We start from the raw sequence: 11,538 nt of genomic DNA, 5'->3' as shown, positions 1-11,538 counted from the left end.
TGTGGGGTCAACGCGCCCCCCCCCCCCCCCGCCCCCCCCCGCGGGGGGCCGCCACCCGGGGCCGCGACCCCGGGCCGGGCCGGGGGCCGTCGGCGGCGGTCGTGGCGCCCTCGCGGTCCGCCACGGCCGCCTCCGCGAGCGCCTCCGGCGTGGCGGCGGCCGTCCCGGCCTCGACCAGGGGGGCGGACTCCGGCAGTGCCGGCGGCGGGGCGGGCTCGGTCCCGGCCGGCACCTCCGGCGCCGACCCGACCGCGCCGCCCGAACCCGGCTCGGAGAGAGCCGGACCGATCTCGGCCGTCTCCTCCTCACCCTCCGCCTCGGCCGCCACGGCCCAGTTGACCACGGGGAGGTGGAACCCGGGCGAACCCTGGCCCCCATCGCCGCGCTTCTCCTCGCCCACGCTCATCCCCTGCACTCGACGCCACTCCTACAAGCACCGACGGACGGCGCCCCCACTCGCGTTCAGTCCGTTACCGCCCGACCGTCCGCCAAGCACCGACGGACGGCGTCCCGCTCGCGTCCGGTCCGCTACGACCCGACCGACCACACCGCGGCCCGACCCGGCTCCGGCGGCGCCAGGACGAACGCCGCCGCCCGCTCCAGCACCTCGCGGCCCGGCCGGACGCACGGCCCGTCCCCCTGCGCCCGGACGTGCGCGAGCAGGCCCGGCTCGGGCGCCACGCCGTGCGTCTCCAGGTAGTAGGTCACCGTGTCGGTCCAGATCCACTGCCCGTCCGTCCGGAAGCCCAGCGGCACCACGCCGCGCCGCTCCGGGTCGACCACGTCGTCCATCAGCGTCGGCGTGAGCAGCACGGCCGCCCCGTCCCGCAGGTAGCGCACCACGGCCCGTCGCTCCGGCCCCTCCGCCAGCCGGGGACGGCCGGGCGCGAACCCCGGGCCCGTCACCGGATCCACGGCGTCGAAGACCGCCGCGAGCCTGAACCCGTCCCGCTCCGCCTCGTTCACCTTCGGCACTCCTCCCGCACGTCCGGCGCGTTCCGCACCGGGGCTCACGTCTCTCCGACGGCCGGGCGACGGCGGAGGGTTCAACCGGGCCCCGACTACGAGACCGAGGCCCACCCGGTCCAGTTGCCGTTGGTGTCACGGGCACGCGCCCAGATGTGGCCGTCGGAACCGACCGCCCCGATCTCGAAGTTGCCGAACCCCATGTCCGAAGCCAAAACGCTGACCGGACCCGCCAGCGCACCGCCCATGGAGAGCCAGCCGCTCTTGTGGCCGGCCTTGTCGGTGGTCCAACGCGTCCACACCGCGTGGTCGGTGCCGATGACGAACACCTCCTGACGGCCGTCGCGGAAGTAGTACGTCGCCGTGCCGTCCCCGTACGCGCCGCCGCAGAGGAACTTGCCTTCCCATACCTTGCTGCTGCACGTGCCCACACCCTTGGCACCCGAACCCGTGCCACTGCCGCCCGTGCCCGCCGCACTCGCGGGCGCCGCGCCGACGGCGAGGGCGGCGAGCGCGGCCACGGAAGCCGCAACGGCCTTGATCTTCTTCATGATTGCTCCATTGCTCCAGGGAAGGGACACCGGGACCAGCCGGGGCCGGGCGAACACGTCGGCCCCTCACAAGTGCTGACGGAGACCCCGCCGGAACGGGTTCAACCCGCCCGGTGCGCAATCCGGTTCGACACCGCGCGCCCCGATCACGCGACCAGACGCGGCCAGGCCTCCGCGAGCGCGGCGTGCCCGGCCGGCGGTCGGGTGCACGCCGCCCGCGGACCAGTGCTCGGGCGTGGCCACCGCCGCGAGTCCGGCGAACATGCCGTCGGCGGCGAGCAGTTGGGCGCCGTACCGGCGGGCGAGGTAGCGCACTGCCTGGATCTTCGGGTCCAGGTCGGTGCGCCACTCCTCACGCTGCTCCTCCCCGATGCGCGCAGCGCCGCGCGTCACCGGGCCCGCAGCGCCTCACGTGTGGCTCACAGGACGGTGTCACCGGGCGCGGGCGTCAGTGCGACGATGCCCTTGCGATCACCGTCGGCCAGCCGCTCCCAAGTCCAGGCGGTAGTTTGCCGGGTGGGGCGGGCGGACGCGGTCGGCCGGGGCGATGGCGTCCCGGCGGGCGAGCCACGTGCGGAGACGGTCGGGGGCGGGACGGATGCTCCCCACCTCGTGGAGCAGCACACGGGCGGGGACCCCGGCGGCCGGGTCCGCGGCGTCGACGGCCACCACCTCGAAGCCCGTCCCCGGTGCGAACACCACCGCCGCCGGCTCGCCCGGCTCGCCGAACGCCGAACAGCGCCGCCCGCCGACGGACCACACCGCGAACTCCACCTCCACGTCCTCCCCGAGATCGGCCCCCACCGCGGCCAGCCCGCTCACCGGAGCCCGCTCGGTGAAGACCGCACCGGGCGTGAAGCGCGCCAGGTCGCATCCGCTGGCGGGGGCCGCGAGCAGCACGCCGCCGTAGTGGCTCGGGAGCCGGCGCAACCCGGCAGCAAGGCACCGCAGGTACGACCCCAGCGGGCCGGGCGCACCCGTCCGGGCCGCCGCGACCAGGGCCTCACGGGCGACGGGGACGGCGGACTCGGCATGGTGCACCAGGACCGCGACGAGCTCCGGCCCGGGGTCGCCCCCGGCGGCCTGCGGGCGCAGACCCGGCAGCCTCGTCGACGCGTCCTCGGCCCGGCGCGCGAGGCGCGGGTACGCGGACCCGAGGAGGGCGACGAGGGCGGTGCGGTCCGCGGCCGGGGTCGGGGTCGGGGTCGGGGCTTCGTCGGGCTGGGGAGGGGGTGCGTCCGCCCGGTCCGACGACGGCTCACCCGGCGTCGGCCCGGCGGCGACCCCGCCGGCGCGCTGGGAGACCTCGGCAGCGTCCGTGTCCGGTACGGCGGCTCCCGGGATCGAACTCGGCCGATCGCCCGACGGATCGGACGACAACTCGCCGAGCGTAGCCCCGCGGGCCGGCCCTTCCGCACCCACGGCGGTCGCATCGCCGTCCGGCTCCGCCGCTGTGTCCGGCCACGAACTCTCCGGCCCACCAACCGGCGGCGCGCTGACGGACCCGTCAGTGCCTCCGGAGACCCCGCCGACGCCCGGCACCACCGTCGCGCTCGGATCAGAACCCGATTCGGCGCCCGGCAAGGCACCCTCCGGCCCAGCCAACGGCCGCCCGCCAGGCGCCGACTCGTCCATGCCCGCGGAGGCCGCATCGCCGGCCGGTGCCGCCGTCGGACCGCCGGGGCCCGATACCGTCGGCTTGGCGGGCGCCTGCACGGGCGCTCCGGCGTCCGGGAACGCGGGGGCTCCGCTGGTGGCGGACGGCGACGCGCCATCCCTCAGGCCACCGACAGCGGAAACCGGAGTCGGCGCAGGTACGGGTTCGGGAGGCTCCTCGCTCCCCGGGGCCTCGACCACCGGTGGTGCCGGGGGCGCCTCGGCAGCACCCCGATCCGGCGCCGTCAGCGGGGCAGGTACCCAGAAGTCGGTCCCATCGACTTCTGCCGCCTCCATGGCCGCCGACACGACCGGCTCCCCATCACATTCCGACAGCCGAGCCGCTGCATCCGGGCCTCGGGTGACCGCAAGGGCCGACGCCTTCGGCGGGGCAGGTACCGAGAAGTCGGTCCCATCGACTTCTGCCACCACCATGGCCAGCGGCATGACCGACCGCCTGTCACTTTCCGACAGTCGAGCCGCTGCATCCGGGCCTGGGGTGACCGCAAGGGCCGACTCCGTCAGCGGGGCAGGTACCGAGAAGTCGGTCCCGCCGACTTCTGCCACCACCATGGCCGCCGACACGACCGGCTCCTCGTCACATTCCGACGGCGGCGCCGCTGTGTCCGGGCCGACCGATGCCGTCGACGCGGGAGACGTGGATTCCCCTGCCCCGACCCCATCGAGCAGCCCTGGCGCGCCAGGCGCCCTGGCCGCGTCGCCGCTCCAGAACGCCGACGGATCCTCGGCGGGTGCGGAAGGCCCGTCCGGCGCCGGATTCGCGTACACCGTCGATGCCGACGCCACCGGCGGCGCGGCAGCGGCCGGCGGAAGGCCGGACTCGGGCGCACCCACGCCCGAAGACCCAGGCGCCGCACCTCCATCCCGCGACACGGTGGCATCCGACACCGGCACGTGGGCTGTGGAAGGCCCAGGAGCCTGAGCAGGGGCCACGCCGGCAACCGACGGATGGCCGGGTACCACACCGCCATCCCACGACACGGCGGAATCCGACACCGGCACGCGGGCTGCGGAAGGTCCAGGAGCCTCAGCAGGGGCCACCGGCGGCACGCCGGAAACCGATGGTGCGCCGGGCACCGCGCCGCCATCCCACAACACGGTGGAATCCGGCTCCAGCACCGGCGCCGCCACGGACGCGAGCCCAATCGCGACCGGCGGCGCGCCGGCAGCGGAAGACCCCAGCGCCGCGCTGGACGTCGGCTCCGGCGCCGCACCGCCGACGGCCAAAGGCCTGGCCGCCGCTGTCCCAACGGACACGGGAGCCGACACCCCCGCCTCTCCCCGCCCCCGCAGCGGCTCCGGCGCCGGGACGGATGCCCCCGGCGCCGGGGCGGGCCACAGGGGTTCCGGCCCCAGCCAGTCCATGCCGTGGAGCCGGGCGCAGAAGCGGCCCACCGTCTGCGACTCCGCGTCCATCGTGCCCGCCACCACCAGGCCGAGCCGGGGCGCGGACGGGAGGGTGGCGAGGGCGTCGCCGAGGCGGGCCCAGGTGTCCTCGGTGACCGGGCGGCCCGGGGTGCCGACGACGAGGACGGGGCGGGCCGGGTCGGGGCGGCGCATGCGGGGGCCGCGGTTGGTGGTGCCGGTGGGACGGAGCCACAGGCCGGCCGCGACGGCCTCCAGTTCCCAGCCGGGGAAGGCGGGGTAGCGGGCGGGTCCGGGGGCGGTGGGGGCGTCGGGGCGGCTGCGCCAGCCGACGGCGGTGACCTTGCGTTCGACCGGGCAGGCGGCCAGTTCGGTCAGGTACGGCTCCCAGCCGGCCGTCCCGTCGGGCGCCACGTGGACGTGGTGGTGCCCGGCGCCGTCGCGGACGGGCAGGCCGATCGCGGCCCGCACCTCGTACCGGAGCGAGGCGGCCACGACCGCGGCCAGCTCGACGAGTTCGATCGGCTCGGCCCACGGAGCGCTGAGCAGCAGCACGGAGTCCGGGCTCGCGGACGTCATCACATCGGCGGCCGAATGGACGAGTTGGACGCCCGAAGGCAGCCTCCCCGACGGCTCGCCGATCACCAGCACGACGGCGCCGTCCCGCCCCGAGGCGTGGTCGAGGATCGCGGGCCGCCCCGCGGGTGTCCCGGACGTCGCCCAGAACGCGCCCCCGGCCAGCGGCGTGAGCGTCGCCGCCGCGGGCCACCGCTCGCCCAGGGGCTCCGCCTGGCCGCCGCCCGGCCGGCAGCGCCACCAGGAGCCGGCCACGGCCCGCAGGGTGCCGTCGGGCTCGACGGACACCACCGCGTCCGGCGCGACGACCGTCAACCCGGCGCGCCCGGCGAGGAGTTCGGCCGGCCGACGACCGTCCGGCCCCGGCGCGGCGAGGCCGGAGGCCGCGAGGACGAGCGTGTCCGCGCCCAACTCGTAGGCCGCACCCGTCAGTTCGGGCAGCGACGCCCGCAGCACGGGCGCCGCGTCCTCGGCCGCCGCGAGGACCAGCAGGCTGTGCGCCTCGGCCCGCACCGGCGCCAGGGCCGCCGCCAACCCCGCCGCCTCCGCACCCGGCGGCGCGATCACGAAGTGCGGCCCCAGTCCACGCAGCGTCGACCGTTCGACGCCCTCCGCCGTCACCCGGCTCATCGATCGACCCCCATCAACCCGCCTACCTCGGACAGCCGACCGCTGTCCGCCCCCGCCGACCCTCCGCCGGCCACTACGCGCCCAGCTCCCCACCCGAACCGCCCGAGCCGCCCGAACCGCCTGGGCCCCCCGAGCCGCCCGAGCCGCCCGGCCCCGCCAGGCGGCCGGTCTGCACCTGCACCGTCCGTCGCCGCGTGATGTACAGCCCGCGCCCCGCCGGGAACTCCCTCGGCTTGAGGTTGCCGAACAGGTAGCCCTCGGACGGCGGGCAGGACAGCAGCAGCGTGGGCGAGTTGACCTCCTGGAGCTTGCGGACCAGCGGGTCGCCCATGGCCCGCGCGATGCCGTTGGCGCCGCGGGCGACGACGAGGTGGAGGCCGATCTCCGCGCCCTGGGCGAGGTCGTCGAGGAGGGCGGCGAACGGGTGGGCCCCGGTGCCGGCGCCGACGAGGTCGTAGTCGTCGACGAGGATGAACAGTTCGGGCCCCTCCCACCAGTCCCGCAGCTTGAGGCGGGCGGGGGTGATGTCGGCGGGCGGGATGCGGTTCTTCATGGCGCGCGACGCCCCGTCGACGATCTGGCGGAGCTTGTCGACGGCGACCGCGTAGCCGAGGCGGTACTCCTCGGGGACGGCGTCGTAGAGGCCGCGCCGGAAGTCGACGAGCATGATGCGGGCCTCGGCGGGCGTGTAGGCGCTGGTGATGCCGCGGATCACGAGTTCGAGCAGGTTGGTCTTGCCGGATTCGCTGTCGCCGACGACGAGCAGGTGCGGGTTCTCCTCGAAGTCGTGCCACAGCGGGGCGACTTCGGTGTCCTCCAGGCCGATAGCGACGCGCAGCCGCCCTTCCGGCGCGGGCAGCCGGCCGGCGTCGAGGCTGAGCGGCAGCATCCGGACCTCGGGGGCGCGGGGCCCGGTCCAGTGGGCGGCGACGGCGTCGACGAGGTCCGCGACGCCCTCGCCGAGGTCGTCGGCACTGCCGGAGCCGTCGATGCGGGGCAGGGCGGTGAGGAAGTGGAGCTGGTCGTCGGTGAGGCCGCGGCCGGGGAGCTTGGGCACCTTGGCGGCGGCGCGCATGTTGATGACGGAGTCGACGGAGTCGCCGAGGCGCAGTTCGAAGCGGGTCTGCAGCTGGTCGCGCAGGCCGCCGGTGATCTCGCCCCAGCGGGTGGTGGCGATGACCAGGTGGACGCCGTAGTTGATGCCGCGCTGGGAGATGAGGGTGAGCGGCTGGACGAGGTCGTTGAACTCCTGGCGCAGGGTGCTCCAGCCGTCGATGACGAGGAAGACGTCGCCGTGCGGGTCGTCCGGGAGTCCGCCGGCCGCCTTGCGGCGGCGGAAGGCGGCGACGGAGTCGATGCCGAGTTCGGCGAAGTACTTCTCGCGCCGGGTGATGATGCCGTTGACCTCGGCGATGGTGCGCAGCACCCGTTCGCCGTCGTGGCGTCCGGTGACGCCGCCGACGTGCGGCAGGCCACGCAGGGCGGAGAGGGTGCCGCCGCCGAAGTCGAGGCAGTAGAACTGGACCTCGCGCGGGGTGTGGGTGAGGGCGAGGCCGGTGACGAGGGTGCGCAGCAGGTTGCTCTTGCCGCTCTGCGGGGCGCCGGCGATGCCGACGTGGCCGCCGGCGCCGGACAGGTCGGCGGTGAGCAGGTCGCGCAGTTGCTGGAAGGGGCGGTCGACGACGCCGACGGGCAGCCGCAGGGCTCCGTGGGTGTGTTCGTCCTCGGTGGTGAGGCCGCGGTCGGGGTGCGGGACGAGCGGGGGCAGGAGTTCGTCGAGGGTGGGCGGGACCCCGAGGGGCGGCAGCCAGACCCGGTGGGCGGGCGGTCCGGCGTCGCGCAGGCGGTCGGCGGCGATCTCCAGCAGGGAACCGGCCGACGCCGTGACCTCCTCCTCCACCTCCTCCACGGGCGCCTGGCGCTGCATCACGTAGTCCGTGCCGTACCGGACGACCTGTCCGGCGACGACGGCCTGCTGGGCGGCGCGCCGCTTGGGCCGGTACGGTCCCGAGACGTAGGCGGCCTTGAAGCGGGTCAGGGTGGAGATGTCGCTGCGCAGGAAGCCGTTGCCGGGCTGGGAGGGCAGCTGGTAGGCGTCGGGGACGCCGAGGACGCCCCGGCTCTCCATGGCCGAGAACGTCCGCAGGCCGATCCGGTAGGACAGGTGGGATTCGAGCGCGCTCATCCGGCCCTCGTCCAACCGCTGGGAGGCGAGCAGGAGGTGGACGCCCAGCGAGCGGCCGAGCCGCCCGATCATCACGAACAGCTCCATGAAGTCCCGGTGGGCGGAGAGCAGTTCGCTGAACTCGTCGACGACGACGAACAGGGTGGGCAGCGGCCGCAGCGCCGCGCCGCCCTCGCGCGCCGTCTCGTACTCCAGCAGCGACGCGTACCCGGCGACGCGCAGCAGCTCCTGGCGGCGCACGAGTTCGCCGTGCAGGGCGTCGCGCATGCGGTCCACCAGCGAGGCCTCGTCGGCGAGGTTGGTGATGACGGCGGAGGTGTGCGGCAGGGTGTCGAGGCCGAGGAAGGTCGCGCCGCCCTTGAAGTCGACGAGGACGAAGTTGAGCACCTCGGAGGAGTGGGTGACGGCGAGCGCGAGGACGAGCGTGCGCAGCAGTTCGGACTTGCCGGAGCCGGTGGCGCCGATGAGCATGCCGTGCGGGCCCATGCCGCCCTGCGCGGACTCCTTGAGGTCGAGGTCGACGGGCCGGCCGTCCGGTCCGAGGCCGAGCGGCACGCGCAGGCGTTGCGGGATGCCGCGCTGGGCCCACAGGGCCTCGACGTCGTGGGCGTGCAGGTCGGGGATGCCGAGCAGGGCGGTCAGGTCGAAGTCGGTGGCCAGCGGCTCGGCGACGTCGACGCCGTCGGCGATGCGGTAGCGGGCGAGCTGGGCGGCGAGCCGGGTGGCGGCGGGCAGCGCGAGGGCGTCGGGGCGGCCGAGGTCGGTGACGACGTCCTTGCGGTTGCGGTCGGCGCCGACCATGGTGAGCCGACCTTCCTCGACGCGCAGCCGCAGGGTGGTGCGGGCCGGGCGCCATTCCAGGGTGTCGGCGAGGTCGACGAGGACGGCGTTGCGGTAGCCGGTGAGCGCGGCGCGGCTGCCGGCGTGCGCGCCGGGGCCGTCGAGGACGAGGACGGTGAACGGTTCGTCGCGGCTCGGGTCGGCGTCGGGCTCGTACGCGGGCCGGCCGGTGAACTCCTCGCCGAGCAGTTGCTCGACCTCGCCGAGGCTGCCCGCGACGAGCCGGACCGGGCCGGCGCCGTCGGTGTCGGTCGGGTGCAGGGCGTGCGGCAGCCACTTGGCCCACTCCCAGTGCGTGCGCCGCTCGGCGTCGGCGACGACGGCGACGTGGAGCTCGTCCGGCCCGTGCACGACGGCGAGTTGGGCGATCATCGCGCGCACGAGCGCGCGGGCGGCCTCGGGATCGTCGGCGCGCAGCAGGAGTTGGGCGAAGCCGCGCAGGTGGATCGCCATCGGCTGGTCGGCGACGGTGCCGTAGGCGTGGATGAAGCGGCGCAGCGCGTGGGCGCACAGCGGTTCGAGGTCCTCGACCGGCTTGGTGGCGAGCGGGGCGAGCGGGGTCGCGAGGCGCTGGGCGCCGAGGCCGATCCGGACGTCGCTGAAGTCCGGGTGCGCGGCCCGCCGTTCCCACAGCCGGGTGGTGCCCACCAGCGACCACAGCTCGCCGGGCGCGGGGTGGCGCCAGGCCAGCGCCTTGCGCTGGGCGTCGATCGAGCGGCGCACCTGGCGGCGCATCTGGGCGAGGTAGCGCAGGTAGTCGCGGCGCTCGGCGCGCAGCTGGTGCTTGCGGTCGCTGGAGCCGCGGAACAGCTGGGTGACGAGCATGCCGACGGCGGACAGCGCCATCATGCCGACCGCGACGTAGCTCAGCGCGCCGCCGCCCTCGGGCCCGGCCGGGCGCAGGAACATGAACACCATCGACAGCGAGCCGAGCGCCATCGGCGCCATGCCGATCATGCTCGACATGCCGCTCTGCTTCTCGGGCAGGACCGGCGGCTCCTGGAGCTGGACGTCGCCGTCCGGCATCTCGGGCCCAGGACGCCTGGGCGTCCGCTTGACCAGGACCACGCTCACTCAGGGCTCCTCACGTTCCGCCACCGTCCTCTCACGCTGACGGGCGGCGGCGACCGCGGGGTTCAGCGGGGTCCGGCCGGACGCGGCCGGGTGCGTGAACGCCGACTCCCGCGCGGCCCGTTCGAGATGACGGAGAACACTACGGACCCCGACCCCGAGGAGAGGCGTGAGCACCAGCGCCGTCGCAGGACTGTGCCGATTGAGATTCCACGCGCCGGAGGCGGTCTTCGAACTCGCCGTCCCGGCCGACGTCCCCCTGGCCGACCTGCTCCCCGCGATCATCGGCCACGCCGGCCCCGGCCTCGCCGAGAGCGGCCTGGAGCACGGCGGCTGGGTGCTCCAGCGGCTCGGCGAGGAGCCACTGGACGAGGAGCGGAGCGTCGAGGCGCTGGCGCTCCACGACGGCGACGCGCTCTACCTGCGCCCCCGCCACGAGGCCCTGCCCCCGGTGCACTTCGACGACCTGGTCGACGGCGTCGCCACCGGCATGCACGAGCGCGGCGACACCTGGCGCCCGGCCCTCACCCGCCGCCTCGCCCTCGCGCTCGCCCTGGCCGCCCTCGCGGCCGGCTGGATCGTGCTGGCCCTCCCGGGCCCGGCCGCCCCGCGGGAGGCCGCGGCGGCGGGCGTCGCCGTGCTCCTGCTGCTCGGCGCGGCCAGCGCCTCCCGCGCGATGGCGGACGCGGGCGCGGGCACCGCGCTCGGCGCCGCCGCCGTCCCGTACCTGGGGCTCGCCGCCCTGCTGCTGCCCGCCGGGCCGGGCGGCGACGACCTGCTCGGGGCCCGGGTGCTCGCGGCCTCCTCCGCGGCGGCGGGCGCGGCCGTGCTGTCGCTGGCGGCGGTGGGGGCCGCGGCGCCGCTGTTCATCGGCCTGGTGCTGGTCGCCGCGCTCGGCGTGCTGGCCGGGGCCCTGCTCCTGCTCGGCCTCGCCGCGGACCAACTCGTCGCCCTCGTCTCGGTGTTCGCCGTCCTGGTCGGCTCCTTCGTGCCGTCCGTGGCGTTCCGGCTCTCCGGCCTGCGGCTGCCGATGCTGCCGCGCAACGCCGAGGAGCTCCAGGAGAACATCGATCCCGTCCCGGCCACGGCCGTCCTCCCCCGCGCGCTCGTCGCCGACGACTACCTGATGGCGCTCTACACCGCGATCGGCACCGTCTGCGCGGTCTGTCTCACCGTCCTGCCGTTCACGGGCGGCTGGGCCGGCCCGGCCGAGGCCGGGGCGCTCGCGCTGCTCCTCGTCCTCCACGCCCGCGCCATCGGCAGCATCCGCCAGCGCCTCGTCCTCCTGCTGCCCGGCGTGTACGGCGGCGCCGTGCTGCTCACCCGGTTCACCACGGGCGCCTCCCCCTCGGAACGCCTCGCCCTCCTCGGCGCCCTGGTGGCCCTGACCGCCGCCCTCCTGGTCGCCGCCTGGACCGTCCCCGGCCGCCGCCTCCTGCCCTACTGGGGCCGCATCGCCGACCTCCTCCACACCCTGACCGCCCTCGCCCTCCTCCCGCTGGCCCTCCAGGCCTGCGGCCTCTACCACTCCCTGCGCGCCCTGGGCGGCTGAGCGCCGCGATGCCCGTCCCGGGGCCCCGCCGGGAGGACCCGCCGGGGCCCCGGCGGGGGGCCCCCCCGGGTTATGCCCCCGGCAACCCGGCCCCCGCCGCCGCCCCCCCGCCCCGGGCCCATGGC

At 76.0% G+C, this 11,538-nt stretch carries 7 protein-coding genes; 1 reads left to right on the top strand and 6 read right to left on the bottom strand.

From position 1 onward, the window contains the following. Positions 1-7: 7 nt before the first annotated feature. The 6 genes from ACFV4F_RS35225 to eccCa form a co-directional block, all read right to left on the bottom strand. Positions 8-415 (bottom strand): hypothetical protein, encoded by a 408-nt coding sequence (locus ACFV4F_RS35225; RefSeq protein WP_380508810.1) that lies wholly within the window; start codon positions 413-415, stop codon positions 8-10. A 113-nt stretch (positions 416-528) separates the two neighbouring features. After that, complete coding sequence (locus ACFV4F_RS35220; protein ID WP_380498394.1) at positions 529-966, bottom strand: hypothetical protein; 438 nt, start codon at positions 964-966, stop codon at positions 529-531. Positions 967-1,061: 95 nt separating this feature from the next. Next, positions 1,062-1,517 carry a hypothetical protein gene (locus ACFV4F_RS35215; RefSeq protein ID WP_380508807.1) on the bottom strand — a complete coding sequence of 152 codons (456 nt, stop codon included), beginning with the start codon at positions 1,515-1,517 and terminating at the stop codon, positions 1,062-1,064. Between the two features lie 66 nt (positions 1,518-1,583). Further along, the gene (locus ACFV4F_RS35210; RefSeq protein ID WP_380508805.1) at positions 1,584-1,910 is read right to left on the bottom strand and encodes a hypothetical protein; all 327 of its coding nucleotides are present in this window, start codon (positions 1,908-1,910) and stop codon (positions 1,584-1,586) included. Between the two features lie 78 nt (positions 1,911-1,988). Further along, complete coding sequence (locus ACFV4F_RS35205) at positions 1,989-5,765, bottom strand: hypothetical protein (RefSeq protein WP_380508802.1); 3,777 nt, start codon at positions 5,763-5,765, stop codon at positions 1,989-1,991. 73 nt (positions 5,766-5,838) lie between these two features. Continuing rightward, positions 5,839-9,816, bottom strand: coding sequence for a type VII secretion protein EccCa (eccCa, locus tag ACFV4F_RS35200; protein WP_380508818.1), 3,978 nt, complete (start codon positions 9,814-9,816; stop codon positions 5,839-5,841). A 214-nt stretch (positions 9,817-10,030) separates the two neighbouring features. Here eccCa and eccD point away from each other — a divergent pair, with 214 nt between their 5' ends. Beyond that, complete coding sequence (gene eccD / locus ACFV4F_RS35195) at positions 10,031-11,413, top strand: type VII secretion integral membrane protein EccD (protein WP_380508800.1); 1,383 nt, start codon at positions 10,031-10,033, stop codon at positions 11,411-11,413. The last annotated feature ends 125 nt before the right edge of the window (positions 11,414-11,538 follow it).

The sequence above is a fragment of the Kitasatospora sp. NPDC059722 genome, assembly GCF_042733235.1.
In the GTDB taxonomy this organism is placed as follows: domain Bacteria; phylum Actinomycetota; class Actinomycetes; order Streptomycetales; family Streptomycetaceae; genus Kitasatospora.
Note: the sequence above shows the minus strand (reverse complement) of the source record. Positions and strands in the feature narration are given on the sequence as shown.